Here is a 16,774-nt window from a genome sequence, read left to right on the forward strand (position 1 = left end):
GGGTCTCGACCCGCTTCGCGGCTTCGCAAGCTCAGCCGCTGCGCTCGCTCGACCTTTTCGCGTTGCGACCCTGCTCGCTTCGCTCGCAGGGCCGCAGGCTCAAACCTTCTCGATCTGGTTGAACGAGAGCTCGACGGGGGTCTCGCGGCCGAAGATCTCGACGAGCGCCTTGACGCGCTGCGACTCGGCGTTGAGCTCGGTGATGGTCGCGTGGAGGGTGGCGAAGGGGCCGTCGACGACGGTGACCGAGTCGCCCTCGGCGAAGTCGACGACCTCGACGGGCTTCTTCGCGGTGCCGGTGGCGCCGGAGCTGGCGGTCGCGGCCTCACCGGCGGCGGCAGCCTCGGCCTCGGCCTGGGCGACGACGGCGGGGGCGAGCATGTTCTCGACCTCGGTCATCGACAGCGGCACCGGCTGGTGGCTGTGGCCGACGAAGCCGGTCACGGACGGGGTGTGGCGTACGGCGGCCCAGGACTCGTCGGTGAGGTCCATCCGGACCAGCACGTAACCCGGGAGAACGGTGCGCTTGACCATCTTGCGCTGGCCGTTCTTGATCTCCGGGACCTCCTCGGTGGGGACCACGATCTCGTGGATGTAGTCCTCCATGTTGAGGGAGACGATGCGGTTCTCCAGGTTGGACTTCACCCGGTTCTCCATGCCGGAGTAGGTGTGGATCACGAACCAGTCGCCCGGCTTGGCCCACAGCTCACGGCGGAACGCCTCGAGCGGGTCGTCGTCAGCGGCCTCAGGGGCCTCGCCCTCGACGATCTCGTCGAAGGAAGCGTCGTCGGACTCCTCGGCCTCGCCGGCCTCGTCGAACTCGGCCTCTGCAGGCACGTCGGAGGCGGCCTCGGCCGTCTCGAGGACCTCGGTCTCCTCGGTGTAGTCCTGCTCAGACACGTCCTGCTCCAAACCGTTGATTGTGTGTATCGGGTGTGTTCCGCGGGCCGGGGCCCACGCGATCACGCGTCGCGGCCGCCGAACACCCAGAACATCAACTTGCCGAACCCGAGGTCAAGGCCCGCGGTGATCGCCATCATCACGAGGACGAAGACCAGAACCACGATGAAGTACGTCGTGAGCTGGTTCTGCGTCGGCCAGACGACCTTGCGGAGCTCGGCCACGACCTGGCGGTAGAACGTCGGGAGACTGGTGCGCTTCTCCGTCTTCTTGTCGTTCGGAGTCGGGACTGCCTTGCTGTCCGTCACGCCGCCACCTTCTCTCGAAAACGTTTCCATCGCTGGTCCGGCTTTGCAGGGCACGAGGGACTTGAACCCCCAACCTTCGGTTTTGGAGACCGATGCTCTGCCAGTTGAGCTAGTGCCCTACGGAGGTCTGCATCAGACGCGCGGTTGAGGGCGCGGCTAACCATGTGGGAAGACCACCAACGGTGAGTCTACGCACGGGGCGATGGCGGTTCCAAAACCGGGGTGCGATGACCCATAGGATTGCTGGCATGACCTCAGATCCCCGTCCCCTCGCCGAGCTCTCGCGCGAGGAACTCGAAGCGTTCGCAACGGAGCAGCGCACGGCGTACGACAACTTGGTGGCCAAGGGCCTGAAGCTGGACCTGACCCGGGGGAAGCCCTCCGCGGACCAGCTCGACCTCTCCGACGGCCTGCTCCATCTCCCCAAGTCGACGACGGCCCCGGACGGCACCGACACGCGCAACTACGGCGGTCTGGCGGGCGGCATCGAGATCCGTGAGATCTACGCCGAGCTGCTCGGCCTGGAGACCGACCAGATCATCGCCGGCGGCAACTCGAGCCTCACCATGATGCGCGACACGCTGATGTACCTGTGGCTTCACGGTGGCGTCGACAGCGAGCGTCCCTGGGGTCGCGAGGAGACGGTGAAGTTCATCTGCCCGGTGCCGGGCTACGACCGCCACTTCACGCTGCTGGAGTGGTTCGGGATCGAGATGGTCACCGTCCCGATGCACGCCGACGGGCCCGACGTCGAGGCCGTCGCCGCCCTGGTCAAGGACGACCCGACGATCAAGGGCATGTGGCTGGTGCCGACGTACGCCAACCCGACCGGTGACACCACCTCGCAGGAGATCGCCGAGCGGCTCGCGTCGATGCCGACCGCGGCGCCCGACTTCAAGATCTTCTGGGACAACGCCTACGCGCTGCACCACCTCACCCCGGCCGAGACCAAGACCGCCGATGTCGTCTCGCTGGCCAACGCCGCCGGCAACCCCCACCGCCCGCTGGTCTTCGCCTCGACCTCCAAGGTCACCTACGCGGGCGCGGGCGTCGGCTTCTTCGGCGGCTCGAAGGAGAACGTCGCCTGGTGGCTCGACCACCTGAGCCACGGCGCGATCGGCCCCGACAAGGTCAACCACCTGCGGCACGCGGAGTTCTTCGGCTCGGCGGCCGGCGTACGCGAGCACATGGCCAAGCACCGCGAGCTCCTGGCGCCGCGGTTCGCGGCCGTCGAGGACGCGCTCACCGACCAGCTCGGCGCGCTCGGCGTGGCGACCTGGACCAAGCCCGCCGGCGGCTACTTCGTCAGCCTCGACGTGCTCCCGGGCACCGCGACCCGGGTGATCGAGCTGGCCAAGGGTGCCGGCGTCGCGCTGACCCCCGCGGGCTCGGCGTTCCCCGGCAAGGTCGACCCCGAGGACACCAACATCCGCCTCGCCCCGTCCTTCCCGCCGTTGGAGCAGGTCAGCGGGGCCATGGAGGTCGTCACGGTGTGCGTGAAGCTGGCCGCTGCGGAGAAGCTGCTCGCGTGACTGCTGACCGACGCGACCTACGTACGCTGCCGAAGGCGCATCTGCACCTGCACTTCACGGGGGCGATGCGTCACGAGACCCTGCTCGAGCTGGCCACCCGCGACGGGATCCGGCTGCCCGACCAGCTGGTCTCGGAGTGGCCGCCGGCGCTGAGCGCGGCCGACGAGAAGGGCTGGTTCCGGTTCCAGCGGCTCTACGACGTGGCCCGCTCGGTGCTGCGCACCGAGGCCGACATCCGGCGGCTCGTCATGGAGGTCGCCGAGGACGACGTACGCGACGGCGGCAGGTGGCTCGAGATCCAGGTCGACCCGTCGGGCTACGCGGCGAAGTTCGGCGGGATCACGGCCTTCACCGATCTGGTGCTGGACGCCGTCGGCGACGCCGAGCGGGCGACCGGGCTGGGCATCGCGGTGATCATCGCCTCCAACCGCACCCGCCACCCGATGGACGCGCGCACGCTGGCGCGCCTCGCCGGGCAGTACGTCGACCACGGTGTGGTCGGGTTCGGGCTCTCCAACGACGAGCGGCGCGGCCGGACCGAGGAGTTCGACCACGCCTTCCGGATCGCCGAGCGTGCCGGGCTGCGACTGATGCCGCACGGCGGTGAGCTGCGCGGGCCCGAGCACATCCGCACCGTGCTCCGGTCGCTGCACGCGACCCGGCTGGGTCACGGCGTACGCGCTGCCGAGGACCCGGTGCTGCTCGACGAGATCGTGCGTGCGGGCGTCGCGTTGGAGGTCTGCCCGACCTCCAACGTGTCGCTCGGCGTCTACTCCGACCTCACCTCGGTGCCGCTGCCGCAGCTTCTCGACGCGGGGGCGACGGTGGCGCTCGGGGCCGATGACCCGCTGCTGTTCGGGTCCCGGCTGGCGGCGCAGTACGCGACGATGCGGGCCGCTCACGAGCTCACCGACGAGACCCTCGCCGACCTGGCGCGGATGTCGATCACCGCATCGACCGCGCCCGAGTCGACCAAGAAGGGTCTGCTCGCCGAGGTGGACGACTGGCTCAATGCGCCCTCGCAACCCACGGATCCGCCGAGTTAAGACAGAATGTCGGCCATGACGAACCCGTCCGACGATCAGCCCGATCCCAACAAGCCGGCCGACGCCTCCACGCCGCCTCCGCCGACCCCGTCCGAACCGGCTCAGCCCGGGCAGGACGAGTCCGACGCGACCCGGGTGGCGACTCCGCCTGCGTCGACGCCGCCCGCGCCGACCCAGCCGATGTACGGCCAGACCTACGGCGAGCAGCCGGCGAACCCCTACGGCGGGGCGACCTTCGACCAGAAGCCGCCGGTCCCGCCGGCGCCGGCAGCGGGCTACGGCCAGACGCCGCCGTCCTATGGCGCTCAGCCGGGCTACGGCCAGGCGCCCTACGGCGCCCCGGCTGCGTACTCGGCTCAGGTGGGCACCCCGGACTCCGGCGCGACCACCGCGATGGTCCTGGGCATCATCGGGCTCGCGGGCGGGTTCTTCTGCGGCCTCCCGATCGTGCTCTCCCCCTTCGCCCTCTTCATGGGTCTGTCCGCGAAGAAGCGGATCGATGCGGCCGCCGGCGCCCTGACCGGCCGCGGCAACGCGCAGGCCGGCTTCATCCTCGGCATCATCGGCACCGTCCTGCTGGTCCTGAGCATCCTCGTCATCGCCATCATCATCGTCATCGGCGTCAGCGGCGGTTTCGACGACGGCGGCTACGACAGTGGCTACGAGCCGTACGACAGCGAGTTCTGAGGGATGACCAGCACGCCTCCGCCGGGCTATCCGCCGGGCTATCAGCCGGCGCCCTACGGGTTCCCGCCGCCCCCTCCCCACCCCGAGGCCAACTCGGCGATGGTGTTCGGGATCGTGGGCCTGTGCCTGTCGGTCATGTGCGGCGGGATCGGCGTCTTCATCGCACCGTTCGGATGGATCAAGGGCAAGCGGGTGATGGCCGAGATCGACGCCAACCCCTCGGCCTACGGCGGCCGCGGCAACGCGCAGGCCGGTTTCATCACCGGCCTCATCGGGACGATCTTCGGGGCGCTCTACCTGCTCTTCTGGGTCGCCTACGTCATCTTCATCATCGTGATGCTCTTCGTCGTCGCCGAGGAGACCGACCCCACCACGACGTTCGACAGCATCAACGCGATGCTGAGCAGCCGCATCTGACCGATGGACTGCGGCTACTTCACCTCCGGCGCCTGCCGCTCCTGCCGCTGGCTGGAGATGGCGTACGCCGACCAGTTGGCGCAGAAGCAGCAGCGGGTCGCGACCGCGCTCGATGCGGTCTGGCCCGGCGCCGTACGTTGGGAGGAACCGGTCTCCAGCCCGGAGGCCGGTTTCCGCAACAAGGCGAAGATGGTCGTCGCCGGGTCGGTGGAGGCGCCGACGCTGGGGATCCTGTCCCACGACGGTCTCGGCGTGGATCTGCTCGCGTGCGGGCTGCACACGCCGGGGCTGCAGGCCGCGCTGCCGGTCCTGTCGCGGTTCGTCACGGCCGCGCGGCTGACCCCCTACTCGGTGCCCGAGCGGCGTGGCGAGCTCAAGCACGTGATCGTCACCGAGGCTCCCACCGGGGAGCTGATGGTGCGCTGGGTGCTGCGGTCCACCGAGGCGCTGGCCCGGCTGCGCAAGCACCTTCCGGCGCTGCTCGACGAGCTGCCGATCGCCGTTGCCTCGGTCAACATCCAGCCCGAGCACAAGGCCGTCATCGAGGGGCCCGAGGAGATCTTCCTGACCGCCCGTGAGGCGCTCACGATGGAGGTCAACGGGATCGGCCTGCGACTGCGGCCGCACTCCTTCTTCCAGACCAACACCGCCGTCGCCGCGGCCCTCTACCGCTACGCCCGCGACCTGGTCACTGCGGTGTCACCAGGCTCGGTATGGGACCTCTACTGCGGCGTCGGCGGTTTCGGGCTGCACGTCGCCGCCCCGGGGCGGGAGGTGCTCGGCGTCGAGTCCAGCGAGCAGGCGATCGAGGCCGCCGCCTCGACCGCCGCCGAGCTGGGTCTGCCGGGCACCAGCTGGGTGGCCGGGGACGCGACGGCGTACGCCCTCTCGGCAGGCGCCGCACCCGACCTGGTCATCGTCAACCCGCCGCGGCGCGGCATCGGCTCCTCGCTCGCCGGGTGGCTGGAGGAGTCGGGCGTCGAGCACGTCGTCTACTCCTCGTGCAACGTCGACACCCTCGCCCGCGACCTGCGTGACATGCCCTCGTTGCGACCGGTGTCCGCACGTCTGCTGGACATGTTCCCGAACACCGATCACCACGAGGTCCTGGTGCACCTGAAGCGCGCCTGATTCCGACCCGGCGCTGATGTCCCGGAATTTCGCGCCGAGTCGGCGCATCTGTCCCGGGATTCTGGGACAGATGCGCCGACTCGACCTTTCAGCGTGGGACATCTGCGCCGACTCGGCGGGCTCGGCGGAGGGTGAGGGCACCCAGGGCCAGGGCCGCGAGGCCGAGGACGATCGCCATCCCGCCGCCGACGACGCCGTTGCCGGTGCCCGGCCCGCCGTCGGCGACCAAGAGGTTGACCACGCCCACGACCAGGGCGATCGAACCGCAGCCGAGCGCCACGACGGCGCCGTTGCGGCCACGGTTGCCGACACCACGGACGGCGCGGGACAGTGCCGCCGCACCGGCCACCGCTCCGCCGAACCCGACGAACGCGGCAAGCGTGGCCCAGAGCCGGGCGGTGGTCAGTGTGTAGGCGCCGACGTCCGAGCCGGCAGCGTTGACGAGCACATCGTTCAGGGACATGTGAGACTCCTTCGTCGAGTTCCATCGGATGACTCGATCGTCTCGTCGGCGCACCTCCTCGTCGTCCTGCCGACGTGGACTCTTCGGCGCCGTCGCTACTGCGTACGTGGTAGCCGGAAGTCCTACGGGAGACGGACTCGCGGGCGGCGCCGCGGGCATATCCTGCTCGCATGGCCAGGCGGCGGATCACCCTCGGGGACGCAGGTATCGCCGCAGGAGTGGCCGTGGCCCAGCTGGCTGCTGCGCTGAGCGGCGGCCACCCGGGCTCCGGCAACGAGCTGCTCGGCTACGCCGCGCTGGTCGCGAGCGCTCTGGTCCTCGTCGTCCGGCGCCGGGCGCCGGTCGCCGTGCTGGTCGTCAGCGGCGCGTGCGGACTGGCCTTTCAGGCGCTCGGCTTCGACGTCGCGGTGATCGCGTTCCTGGTCGCGGTCTACGCGGCGGTGCGCGAGGGACATCGGCTGGTCACGCTGCTCGCCGCCGTGGTGATGCAGAGCGGACTGTTCCTGGTGGCGTACGCCGCCACGGGCGACTTCGGCGCCGCCTCCGAGCAGGCGCGCGGAGCCCTCGAGATCGCCTGGCTGATCGCGGCGGCCGCCGCCGGCGAGGCGCTCCGGCAGGCCGAGAGGCGGGCCGACGAGGCCGAGCGCACCCGGGAGGCCGCCGCCCAGCGCCGGGCCGACGACGAGCGCCTCCACATCGCGCGCGAGCTGCACGACTCGCTCACCCACCAGATCTCGGTCATCAAGGTGCAGTCCGAGGCCGCCGTCCACGTGGCGCAGCGGCGCGGCGAGGAGGTCCCCGAGTCGCTGCTGGCGATCCGGGAGGCGGGGCGCGAGGCGGCCCGCGAGCTCCGGGCGACGCTGACGGCACTGCGTGACGACGATACGAACCCGCCGCGGGGGCTCGAGGACGTACGCGATCTGGTGGGGTCCGCCGGAGCCACCGGGCTGGAGGTCACGCTGACCGTCGACGGGCAGCCCGGCACGGTGCCCGTGGCGGTGGGCCGGACCGCCTACCGGATCGTCCAGGAGGCGCTGACCAACGTGACCCGTCACGCCGCGGCCACCACCGCGTCGGTCCGGATCGACCATCGGCCCGGCTCGATCGGCATCCGGGTCGAGGACAACGGCACCGGCGCCCCGGCGGCGACCGTCCCCGGCGTGGGTCTGCTCGGGATGCGAGAGCGGGTCTCCGCTCTCGGAGGTGAGCTGCGGGCACAACCCCGCGAGGAGGGCGGTTTCATGGTCGAGGCGCGGCTGCCGGTGGAGCGTACGTCGTGATCCGGGTGCTCCTGGTCGACGACCAGCCGCTCATCCGGAGCGGGTTCCGGGCCTTTCTCAACCTCGAGGACGACATCGAGGTGGTCGCCGAGGCGGCGAACGGCGTCGAGGCGGTGGCGCTCGCCCGCGAGCACCTGCCCGACGTGGCGATGGTCGACATCCAGATGCCTGTCGCCGACGGTCTCGAGGCGACCCGGCGGATCGCCGCCGACCCTTCGCTGGGCGGCGTGCACGTGGTGATCCTGACCAACTACGGGATGGACGAGTACGTCCTCGAGGCCCTGCGCGCCGGCGCCGCCGGCTTCCTCGTCAAGGACATCCAGCCGGAGGACTTCGTCCACGCCGTCCGGGTCGCCGCCCGAGGCGACGCGCTGCTGGCGCCGTCGGTCACCCGCGCGCTGATCGACCAGTACGTCGCCCAGCCCTCGCCCGCCGACGCACCCCTCGGGCTCGCCGAGCTCACCAACCGGGAGCGCGAGGCGGTCGCCCTGGTCGCCCGGGGCATGACCAACGACGAGGTCGCCGAGACCATGGTGATCAGCGTGCTGACCGCGAAGACCCACATCAACCGGGCCATGACGAAGCTGCACGCGCGTGACCGCGCCCAGCTCGTCGTGATCGCGTACGAGTCGGGGCTGGTCGCTCCTAGAGCTCCACGCCGAGCATGACCGGCTCGTTGACGAGCACGATCCCGTACGCCGCCTCGACCCCGTCACGGACCTCTCGTGCCAGCACGAGCAGGTCCTCGGTCGTGCCTTCGCCGCGGTTGGTGAGCGCGAGGGTGTGCTTCGTGGAGAGCGAGACCCTGCCCGCCAGACCCTCGGGCGTGTGGCCCTTCTTGAAACCGGCGTGGTCGATGAGCCAGGCGGCGGAGGTCTTCACGGTGCCGTCGGGCTGCGGGTACGCCGGGGCACCCTCGGGCACGTCCTCCGGCGCGACCACGGGGTTGGTGAAGAACGAGCCCGCCGACCAGGTGTCGTGGTCGGCCTCGTCGATGACCATGCCCTTGCTGCGGCGCAGCGCCAGGACGGCCTCGCGGATCTGCTTGGACGGCACCCGGGTGCCCTGCTCGACGCCGAGCGCGCCGGCCAGCTGGGCGTAGGCGATCGGCGAGCCGGTCTCGCCGTCGGTGCCGAGCCGGAAGGTGACCTCGAGGACCACGTAGCGTCCGAGCACCTCCTTGAACCGCGACCAGCGGTAGCCGAACCCGCACTCCTCCGCGGTGAAGGTGCGCAGCTCGCGAAGCTCGCGGTCGAACACCCTCACCGAGGTGATGGTCTGGGAGACGTCCTGGCCGTACGCCCCGACGTTCTGGATCGGCGTCGCACCCACGCTGCCGGGGATGCCGGAGAGCGCCTCGACCCCGCTCCACCCCTTGTCGACGGCGGTGGTCACGAAGTCGTCCCAGGTCTCGCCCGCCGCCACCGTGACGAGTACGCCACCCTCGACCGTCTCCACCTCGACGCCCGTGGTCGCCAGCTTGATGACGGTGCCCGGGAACCCGGCGTCGGCCACGACGAGGTTGCTGCCGCCGCCGAGGACGAGCACGTCCTGGCCCGCCGCGTCGGCCGCGGTCACGGCGTCGATGATCTCCCCCTCGGTCGTCGCGGTGACGAACTCCGCCGCCGGGCCGCCGAGATGGAAGGTGGTGTGGCGGGACAGTGATTCAGACACGTACGGAGACCTTCGGCATACCGAGCACCTTCTGGGCTTCCCCGGTGGTCGAGCTTGTCGAGACCACGGTCAGGGCGATCGTCGCGAGCCCGTCCTCGACCGACTTCACGGTGCCACTGACCGTCACCGACGTCCCCTCGTCGTCGTCCGGCACCACGACCGGGTTGGTGAACTTCGCACCGAAGTCGACGACCTCGGCACCGTCGGTCCACTCCGAGACGGCTCGGGCGACGAGGGCCATGGTGAACATGCCGTGGGCGATCACGCCGGGGAGGCCGACGGCGGTGGCGATCCGGTCGGACCAGTGGATCGGGTTGAAGTCGCCGCTCGCGCCCGCGTAGCGGACCAGCGACGCCCGGGTCACGGGGTAGGTCTTCGGGGCGAGCTCGGCGCCTGCTTCGAGTGTCATCAGGCGACCTCCGCCGCTCGGTGGACCAGGGTGGCGGACGTGGTGCACACAACCGCACCGGAGTCGTCGGTGATCTCCGAGACGGTGCCGATGATGTCGTTGCCGCCGATCTGGCGCAGCGAGGCGACGCTCAGGGTCGCGGTCAGCACGTCACCCGGCGCGATCGGCCGGGCGTAGGAGAACTTCTGCTCGCCGTGCACGATCCGCGACAGCTCCACCTCGACATCGTCGAGGAACGCGTTCATCGCGTCGAAGGCGAGCACGATCGGGAACGTCGCGGGGACCGGGTCCCCGCTCTCCCAGCCCACACCGGTGGCGGCAGCGAACTCCCGCACCTTCTCGTCGGTGACCCGATAGGGCCTGGTCGGAGGAAACGCGCGCCCTACGAGCGACCCATCAACTGCCATGCGGCCAACTCTAGTGGTCTGCCGAGAAGTCGCCCGCGTCGGCCGAGGCGTCACGTACGTCGGCCGAGATGGCACCGGCCTGACAGCTCGGCCGACGGGAGCGACGTCTCGGCCGACCGGGGTGACGTCTCGGCAAAAGAACGAACGCCCCGCCTCCCGGAACTCGGGGCGGGGCGTTCGGAGCGCCGATCAGCGTCGCGCTCTACTGAGATGCTTCAGCGGGTCTCGCGGTGCACGGTGTGCTTGCGGTCACGCGGGCAGTACTTCTTGAGCTCGATGCGGTCGGGGTCGTTCCGACGGTTCTTCTTCGAGATGTAGTTCCGCTCCTTGCACTCGGTGCAAGCGAGGGTGATCTTCGGGCGAACGTCGCTGCTCTTGCTGGCCACAGGAGTTTCCTTACAGTGCTGATCGAGGTGATGCGGTCTTTGGCGGTAGCGGGGGCGGGGATCGAACCCGCGACCTCACGATTATGAGTCGTGCGCTCTAACCGCCTGAGCTACCCCGCCTCAACAGGAATCAGGCCCGCAGTATTCCTACTGCGGGTCCCGAACTCCAGAGCCCCTTTACGGAATCGAACCGTAGACCTTCTCCTTACCATGGAGACGCTCTGCCGACTGAGCTAAAGGGGCGTTGCGAGAGAGAACATTACGGCACGGCGCGATGGTCAACAAATCGAGAAGCACCCTTCGCCCGGCGACCGCATCACCGCAGGTCAGCGGGGTCCTCGGCGCTCCCGCCGGGCTCCCAGATGCGCGCGAAACCCATCGCTTCCTCGAGCTCGTAGGACAGCTCGAGGAGCATTCGCTCCTGTCCTGGCGCGGCCCCGAACATCATCCCCTGGGGCAGCCCGGCGAGCGTCTGCTGGACCGGTAGCGACACCGCCGGCCCACCGGTGACGTTCTGCCACGGGGTGAACGCGACCCAGTCCATCAGCCGCTTCATCACCAGGTCGTAGGCCTGGCTCGGGGCCAGCCGGCCGACCTCCGGCGTCTCGTGCGCGACGGTGGGCGTCAGGACGACGTCGTACGCAGCATGGAACCCCTCCGCGATCGCCTGCACCTTGCGCAGCCGGACGATGGCGGCCGGAACGTGCTTGGCGTTCCTCATCGTGTGCTGGGCCAGGCCGACGGTGAGGTTGTCGAGCCGCTGCCGGTCCCAGGTCTTGCCGCGCAGCGGGCCGGCGTTGACCAGGGCGACGGCGAGCGTGCCCCAGTAGAGGACGAAGTCGTCGGCGAAGGTCTCGGGCACCGGCGGAGGGACCGTCTCGACGGTGTGGCCCAGCTCCTCCAGCACCGCCGCCGTCTTCATCGTCAGCTCGGCGACCTCGGGGCTGGCCTCGCGCCCGAGCGCGCCGGTGAAGACCGCGAAGCGGAGCCGCTTCGAGCCGGGACCGGTGACGTTCCCGATCGGCGGCAACGAGGTGTGGTGCGCCTTCTCGGCCTCCCGGAAGAACGCGGCCGTGTCGCGCACCGACCGGGTCAGGACGCCGTCGGTGACGATCTTGAGGGGCAGCAGCCCGTAGAGCGGGTCCTGCGGCAGCCGGTCGCGGGTCGGTTTGAGGCCGACCAGGCCACAGGCGCCGGCCGGGATCCGGATCGAGCCACCACCGTCGTTGCCGTGGGCGATGGGCACCGCCCCGGCGGCCACCAGCGCACCCGACCCCGCCGAGGAGGCACCGGCCACCCGGTCGGTGTCCCACGGGTTGCGCACCGCCCCGAGCCGCGCGTGCTCGGCGGTGCCCGAGAAGCCGAACTCCGAGAGCTGGGTCTTGCCCAGCGACAGCAGGCCGAGCTTGAAGAGCAGCTTGGTCATCTCGCCGTTGCGCGACGCCGGCGGCATGACGTACGAATCCGTGCCGTTCCTGGTGGGCACCCCGGCGACGTCGGTGTTGTCCTTGATCAGGGTGGGCACGCCCGCGAAGAACCCTGCCCGGGGAGCGCGCGCCTGGACCCGGGCGCGGTCGAAGGTGCGGTAGGCCATCGCGGCGAGCGCGGGGTCGACCGCCTCGATCCGGGCGATGGCCGCCTCGACCGCCTCCACGGTGCTGAGATCACCGCGCCGCAGGGCCTCGGCGACCCCGACCGCGTCGAGAGTGCCGAGTACGTCGTCGGTGAAGGCGTGCACTCGAGCCATGAGACCAACGTTAGGGCGTGGGCCGGGTCAGAGGAGGAAGTACGCCGCCAGCGGAACCATGAGACACGTCACGACCGCGGTGAGGCCCATCGCCAGCCCGGAGAAGGCGCCCTCGACCTGGCTCTCCTCCAGCATCCGGGCGGTGCCGATGCCGTGGGAGACGGCGCCGACGGCGACGCCGCGGGCTCGCGGGTCGCGGATCCCGAGCAGGGTCAGCACCCGCGGCGCGACCATCGCGGCGATGATCCCGATCACGATCGCGAAGGCCGCCGACAGCTCCGGATAACCGCCGAGGCGGTCGGTCAGCTCGATCGCCACCGGCGTCGTCACCGCCTTCGGAGCCATCGTCCGCTCGAGCACGTCGCTGCCTCCGAGCCAGCGCACCAGCAGGATGCCGCTGACCACCGAGACCACCGCACCGGCGGTCAGCGCGACCAGGACGGGCACCACCATCCCCTTCAGCCGGGAGACCTGGTGGTAGAGCGGGATCGCCAGCGCCACCGTCGCCGGGCCGAGCAGGAAGCTGATCAGCGTGGTGGCGTCGGCGTAGTCGTCGTACGACGTGCCGCTGACCGTCAGCAGCGTGCCGACAATCACGATCGCGACCGCCACCGGCTGCGCCAGCGGCGAGTGGGTCCGCTTGCGCAGCCACCGCCCGAGCTCGTACGCAGCCACCGTCACGAACAGCCAGAGGATGACGCTCACTCGATCTCCTCCCCGGGCGCGCCCTCGGTGCCGGCGACCGACGGCACCCGGCGGAGGAACAGGCCGAGCACCCAGCCCACCGTGGCCAGTCCGAGGATCCAGGAGCCGAGCAGCGCGACCACGATCGGCACCGCCGCGTCACGGATGACCGCGACGTAGGCGATCACGCCGACGCCGGCCGGGATGAAGAAGAGCTGCAGGTGGGAGAGGAAGTAGTCACCGACCTGGATGACCGGGTCGTCCTCGCCGTCGCGGCGGCGCAGGAGCAGCACGACGAAGAGCAGCAGCATGCCCACCACCGGACCGGGCAGCGGGATCCCGGTCAGCTCCACGATCGCGGTTCCGGCCAGCTGGCACCCGAGCAGCCAGAGCAGGCCGACGATCACGAGGCGATGGATTCGATGGCCATCGCGGCGCAGCCGACCAAGCCCGAGGAGTCCCCGTGCAGCTGGGCCATGAAGGTGAGCTCGCGGGTGGCGATCGGGTTGGAGCGGGCGTAGACGCTCTCGCGCACCCCGGCGGTGTAGAGGTCGAAGGCGCCGGCCATGTCGCCGCCGATGACGACGACCTCCGGGTTGAGCAGGTTGACGGCCGTGGCCACCACCTCGCCGAGCTGTCGTCCGCCCTCGCGCAGCAGCCCGCGCGCCACCGCGTCGCCGGCCAGCGCGGCGGCCACCAGGTCGCGTACGTGACCGGCGGGGACGCCGGAGTCGGTCAGCCGCTGCGCGAGCGCCCAGCCGGACGCGACCGTCTCCAGGCAGCCGGTGGAGCCGCAGCGGCAGGGCCGGTCGCCGGCGGCGTCGATGCGGGTGTGGCCGATCTCGCCGGCGGCCCCGAGCGCACCGGTGACCACCTTGCCGTCGGTGATGATGCCCATGCCGAGGCCGGTCGAGGCCTTGATGACCAGGGCGTTGCGTACGGGATGGTCGGAGTTGAAGAGCTCCGAGCGCGCCAGCGCGTGGGCGTCGTGGGCGAGGATCAGCGGAGCGTCGGTCAGCGAGGTGAAGTAGGGCGCCAGCTGGACGCCGTCCCAGCCGCCCATCGCCGGGGTGTCGATGCTCATCCCGAGATCGGGGTTGACCACGCCGGGAAGGCTCATCCCGATCGCCAGCACCGGCAGATCGATCGAGGCCACCATCTTGGTCATCCGCTCGACGATCTCCGGCATCAGCGCCTCGGCGGAGATGCCGACCTCGTGGTCGCGGGTGTCGCCGGCCAGCTCGCGGCCGGCGAGGTCGAAGACCGCCGCCTGGCTACGGCTGCGGCCCACCGCCACGGCCAGCACGACCCCTGGGTCTGCGGATTCGTCACTCACGACTGCAGTCTAAGCACGAGCCGCGACGCCACCTAAGACCGCGAGCTAGGACCGGGAGCGGAGGCGCGCGTTGGGCAGCGGAGGCGCCGGGATGGGCCTCTGGTGGTTGCCCTCGACCACACCGAAACGCCCCTCGGCCAGCTCCTGGGAGTCCTCGACCACCTCGCCTCCACCGCGGGTGATCTGGTCCTGCCACTCCTGGCGGTAGGCCACGACCTCGTCGTGCGTACGCCCGACGAAGTTCCACCACATGATGATCGACTCGCCGAACGGCGGACCGCCGAGCAGGAGCAGCCGCGTCCACGCCTCACCGGCCTGCAGGACCAGGGTGGTGGCACCCGGAGGCGCGTACGCCAGCGAGTCCTTCTCCACCGTCGCCGAGGCCGGCCCGGACGGGCCCACGCCGATCATCGAGACCTCGCCGGTGTCCACGAGTACGCCGTGCTCGAACCGGCTCTCGACCGGGATCTCCAGCCGGGCGCCGGGCTCGAGCAGGATCTCGGCGCCGAGGAGCTCGGAGTGGGTGCGCACGGGGGACGTGGAGCCCAGGAGTGACCCCAGGAAGACCCTGACCGTCGCCCCGTCGCCCTCGATCGGCGTCGGGACGTGGTTCTCGAAGGCCGGCTCGACATCGCGGAACTCGTTCGGCAGCGCGACCCACAGCTGCGCCCCGTGCAGGACGGTCGCCTCGGGCGTCGAGTTCTCCGAGTGGGAGATGCCGCGCCCTGCGGTCATCAGGTTGACCTCGCCCGGGCGCACCATCGCCACGGTGCCGACCGAGTCACGGTGCTCGATCTCCCCGGTGAACAGCCAGGAGACCGTCGCCAGCCCGGTGTGCGGGTGGGGCGGCACCTCCATCCCGCCGGAGACCACGACGTCGTCGGGACCGTAGTGGTCCAGGAAGCACCACGCGCCGATCAGCGAGCGCGAGCGGGCGGGCAGGGTGCGGCGTACGTTCATCGCCCGAGGACCACCCAGAGGCACGTCTCGCGGAGTGATGATCTGGATCTCGACGCCTTCGTCGCCAGTGCCTCCGACACACTCGACGGGGGTGGGGTGCGCGTCCAGGTTGGTCATACCGCAAACGCTACTCCCGAACGTTCGACCCTGAACCAATACGCCACCTCGCCATGCCGACGTCACATCGAGGTCGCCGACGGGCTACCTCGATGCCACACGATGTGGCCCGTGCTCATCGCTCAGCTCGCGAACTTCGTCGGCCCCACGTCCGGAGGGATGAAGACGGCTCTGGAGGCTCTCGCCCGCGGATATGTCGAGGCGGGCCACGACCGGCTTCTCGTCGTCCCCGGCCCGTACGACGCGGTCACCTCGACCGACCTCGGCGAGGTGGTGCAGCTCAGAGCGCCACGCGTGGGCGGCGGCTACCGGCTCATCATCGAGCCGTGGCGGGTCACCGACGTGCTGACCCGCTACCGCCCGACGAGCCTCGAGGTCAGCGACAAGTTCACGATGCTGCCGGTCTCGCGCTGGGCCCGGCGGCAGGGCATCGGCACGGTGCTCTTCTCCCACGAGCGGCTCGACGAGTACATGCCCACCTACACCGGCATGGACACCACCTCGAAGGTCTCCACCGCGCTGCTCAACCGGATGCTGGTGCGCTCCTTCGACCAGGTGCTGGTCACCTCCGACTACGCCCGGCACGAGTTCGAGCCGCTGGCGGCGACCGTCGGCTGCCCGATCGCGCAGGTGCCGCTGGGCGTCGACCTGGACTTCTTCCAGCCCTCGCCCGGCCACCGCGACGACACCCTGCGGATCGTCCACGTCGGCCGCCTCTCCCGGGAGAAGTCGCCTGATCTCGCCGTCGCCACCGCCGTCGAGCTGCATCGCCGCGGGTTCGACGTACGGATGGACGTCTATGGCGACGGGCCGCACCGTGCCGAGATCGAGGCGCTCGCCGCCGGCGCGCCGATCGTCTTCCACGGGCACGTCTCCGACCGCCACCGGATCGCCCGGGCGCTGGCGGAGGCCGACGTGGCGCTCTCGGTCTGCCCGCGCGAGACCTTCGGGCTCGCCGTCCTGGAAGCCCTCGCCAGCGGTACGCCGGTGGTGACCGCCGACCGCGGCGGCGCCCGCGAGCTCATCGACCCTCGGTGCGGAGCCTGGGCCCCTGCCCACCCCACCGCGCTGGCCGACGCGGTGATCGACGTCGCCGAGCGGCCCGTGGCGGCGACCCGTCACGCGGCCCGGGAGCGCGCCGAGCAGTTCCCGTGGTCACGCACGATCGAGCAGATGCTGGAGCTCCACGAGAGCCTCGCGCAGGAGACCGCGCCGACCTATCTCCTCGCTCGTTCGCGGCAGCGGCAGGCGGCCCGGCGGGCGCGGCGTTACGCATGAGCCGTTGACTCG

20 protein-coding genes and 3 tRNA genes are annotated in these 16,774 nt (G+C 70.6%); 8 read left to right on the forward strand and 15 right to left on the reverse strand.

Annotated features, from left to right (window positions below):
* Window positions 1-99: 99 nt before the first annotated feature.
* The 3 genes from nusG to HD557_RS23730 all read right to left on the reverse strand — a co-directional run bounded on the left by nusG (window position 100) and on the right by HD557_RS23730 (window position 1,327).
* A complete protein-coding gene (gene nusG / locus HD557_RS23720) occupies window positions 100-900 on the reverse strand; it encodes a transcription termination/antitermination protein NusG (RefSeq protein ID WP_307785695.1) in 801 nt (266 codons plus the stop codon).
* A gap of 62 nt (window positions 901-962) precedes the next feature.
* The gene (gene secE, locus HD557_RS23725; protein ID WP_008362901.1) at window positions 963-1,238 is read right to left on the reverse strand and encodes a preprotein translocase subunit SecE; all 276 of its coding nucleotides are present in this window, start codon (window positions 1,236-1,238) and stop codon (window positions 963-965) included.
* Between the two features lie 16 nt (window positions 1,239-1,254).
* Window positions 1,255-1,327: transfer RNA gene (locus HD557_RS23730), tRNA-Trp, on the reverse strand.
* 129 nt (window positions 1,328-1,456) lie between these two features.
* On the opposite strand from HD557_RS23730, the gene HD557_RS23735 reads away from it, so the two are divergent.
* Genes HD557_RS23735 through rlmC form a run of 5 tightly spaced genes read left to right on the forward strand, consistent with a single transcriptional unit; the run spans window position 1,457 to window position 6,021 of the window.
* On the forward strand, window positions 1,457-2,740 hold the full coding sequence (locus tag HD557_RS23735; protein ID WP_196875692.1) for an aminotransferase class I/II-fold pyridoxal phosphate-dependent enzyme: 1,284 nt from the start codon (window positions 1,457-1,459) through the stop codon (window positions 2,738-2,740).
* Window positions 2,737-3,786, forward strand: a complete 1,050-nt coding sequence (locus HD557_RS23740; RefSeq protein WP_196875693.1) for an adenosine deaminase — start codon at window positions 2,737-2,739, stop codon at window positions 3,784-3,786. The genes HD557_RS23735 and HD557_RS23740 overlap by 4 nt, the downstream gene beginning before the upstream one ends.
* A 15-nt stretch (window positions 3,787-3,801) precedes the next feature.
* Entirely contained in the window at window positions 3,802-4,473 is a 672-nt protein-coding gene (locus HD557_RS23745) for a DUF4190 domain-containing protein (protein ID WP_196875694.1), read from the forward strand.
* Window positions 4,474-4,476: 3 nt separating this feature from the next.
* Window positions 4,477-4,890, forward strand: a complete 414-nt coding sequence (locus HD557_RS23750; protein WP_196875695.1) for a DUF4190 domain-containing protein — start codon at window positions 4,477-4,479, stop codon at window positions 4,888-4,890.
* A 3-nt stretch (window positions 4,891-4,893) separates the two neighbouring features.
* Window positions 4,894-6,021: a 23S rRNA (uracil(747)-C(5))-methyltransferase RlmC gene (gene rlmC, locus HD557_RS23755; RefSeq protein ID WP_196875696.1), complete on the forward strand. Its 1,128-nt coding sequence runs from the start codon at window positions 4,894-4,896 to the stop codon at window positions 6,019-6,021.
* Window positions 6,022-6,109: 88 nt separating this feature from the next.
* Here the strand turns inward: rlmC and HD557_RS23760 are convergent, their stop codons facing one another.
* Window positions 6,110-6,484: a DUF6223 family protein gene (locus tag HD557_RS23760; protein ID WP_196875697.1), complete on the reverse strand. Its 375-nt coding sequence runs from the start codon at window positions 6,482-6,484 to the stop codon at window positions 6,110-6,112.
* A 170-nt stretch (window positions 6,485-6,654) separates the two neighbouring features.
* Between HD557_RS23760 and HD557_RS23765 the strand changes: the two genes are divergently transcribed.
* The gene (locus HD557_RS23765; RefSeq protein WP_196875698.1) at window positions 6,655-7,764 is read left to right on the forward strand and encodes a sensor histidine kinase; all 1,110 of its coding nucleotides are present in this window, start codon (window positions 6,655-6,657) and stop codon (window positions 7,762-7,764) included.
* The gene (locus tag HD557_RS23770; protein WP_196875699.1) at window positions 7,761-8,432 is read left to right on the forward strand and encodes a response regulator; all 672 of its coding nucleotides are present in this window, start codon (window positions 7,761-7,763) and stop codon (window positions 8,430-8,432) included. Before HD557_RS23765 ends, HD557_RS23770 begins: the two co-directional genes overlap by 4 nt.
* Here the strand turns inward: HD557_RS23770 and HD557_RS23775 are convergent.
* From HD557_RS23775 to HD557_RS23825, 11 genes are all read right to left on the reverse strand, one after another.
* On the reverse strand, window positions 8,410-9,438 hold the full coding sequence (locus HD557_RS23775; protein WP_196875700.1) for a UDP-N-acetylmuramate dehydrogenase: 1,029 nt from the start codon (window positions 9,436-9,438) through the stop codon (window positions 8,410-8,412). The two genes, HD557_RS23770 and HD557_RS23775, sit on opposite strands and share 23 nt — an antisense overlap.
* Window positions 9,431-9,847, reverse strand: a complete 417-nt coding sequence (locus tag HD557_RS23780) for a MaoC/PaaZ C-terminal domain-containing protein (protein ID WP_196875701.1) — start codon at window positions 9,845-9,847, stop codon at window positions 9,431-9,433. The genes HD557_RS23775 and HD557_RS23780 overlap by 8 nt, the downstream gene beginning before the upstream one ends.
* A complete protein-coding gene (locus tag HD557_RS23785) occupies window positions 9,847-10,254 on the reverse strand; it encodes an FAS1-like dehydratase domain-containing protein (RefSeq protein WP_196875702.1) in 408 nt (135 codons plus the stop codon). The genes HD557_RS23780 and HD557_RS23785 overlap by 1 nt, the downstream gene beginning before the upstream one ends.
* Window positions 10,255-10,469: 215 nt before the next feature.
* Window positions 10,470-10,640, reverse strand: coding sequence for a 50S ribosomal protein L33 (rpmG, locus tag HD557_RS23790; RefSeq protein WP_045551858.1), 171 nt, complete (start codon window positions 10,638-10,640; stop codon window positions 10,470-10,472).
* Between the two features lie 46 nt (window positions 10,641-10,686).
* Window positions 10,687-10,760, reverse strand: a tRNA-Met gene (locus HD557_RS23795).
* 50 nt (window positions 10,761-10,810) lie between these two features.
* Window positions 10,811-10,883 (reverse strand) — tRNA-Thr (locus HD557_RS23800).
* 73 nt (window positions 10,884-10,956) lie between these two features.
* Window positions 10,957-12,387: an amidase gene (locus HD557_RS23805; RefSeq protein ID WP_196875703.1), complete on the reverse strand. Its 1,431-nt coding sequence runs from the start codon at window positions 12,385-12,387 to the stop codon at window positions 10,957-10,959.
* 27 nt (window positions 12,388-12,414) lie between these two features.
* The gene (locus tag HD557_RS23810; RefSeq protein WP_196875704.1) at window positions 12,415-13,092 is read right to left on the reverse strand and encodes an LrgB family protein; all 678 of its coding nucleotides are present in this window, start codon (window positions 13,090-13,092) and stop codon (window positions 12,415-12,417) included.
* On the reverse strand, window positions 13,089-13,478 hold the full coding sequence (locus HD557_RS23815; RefSeq protein WP_196875705.1) for a CidA/LrgA family protein: 390 nt from the start codon (window positions 13,476-13,478) through the stop codon (window positions 13,089-13,091). The genes HD557_RS23810 and HD557_RS23815 overlap by 4 nt, the downstream gene beginning before the upstream one ends.
* Complete coding sequence (locus HD557_RS23820) at window positions 13,475-14,407, reverse strand: ROK family protein (protein WP_008364257.1); 933 nt, start codon at window positions 14,405-14,407, stop codon at window positions 13,475-13,477. Before HD557_RS23820 ends, HD557_RS23815 begins: the two co-directional genes overlap by 4 nt.
* Before the next feature lie 45 nt (window positions 14,408-14,452).
* Window positions 14,453-15,484, reverse strand: coding sequence for a pirin family protein (locus tag HD557_RS23825; protein ID WP_196875706.1), 1,032 nt, complete (start codon window positions 15,482-15,484; stop codon window positions 14,453-14,455).
* Between the two features lie 102 nt (window positions 15,485-15,586).
* Between HD557_RS23825 and HD557_RS23830 the strand changes: the two genes are divergently transcribed.
* Window positions 15,587-16,762 (forward strand): glycosyltransferase, encoded by a 1,176-nt coding sequence (locus HD557_RS23830; RefSeq protein ID WP_231380436.1) that lies wholly within the window; start codon window positions 15,587-15,589, stop codon window positions 16,760-16,762.
* Window positions 16,763-16,774: the final 12 nt, after the last annotated feature.

It is taken from the genome of Nocardioides luteus (assembly GCF_015752315.1).
Classification (GTDB): domain Bacteria; phylum Actinomycetota; class Actinomycetes; order Propionibacteriales; family Nocardioidaceae; genus Nocardioides.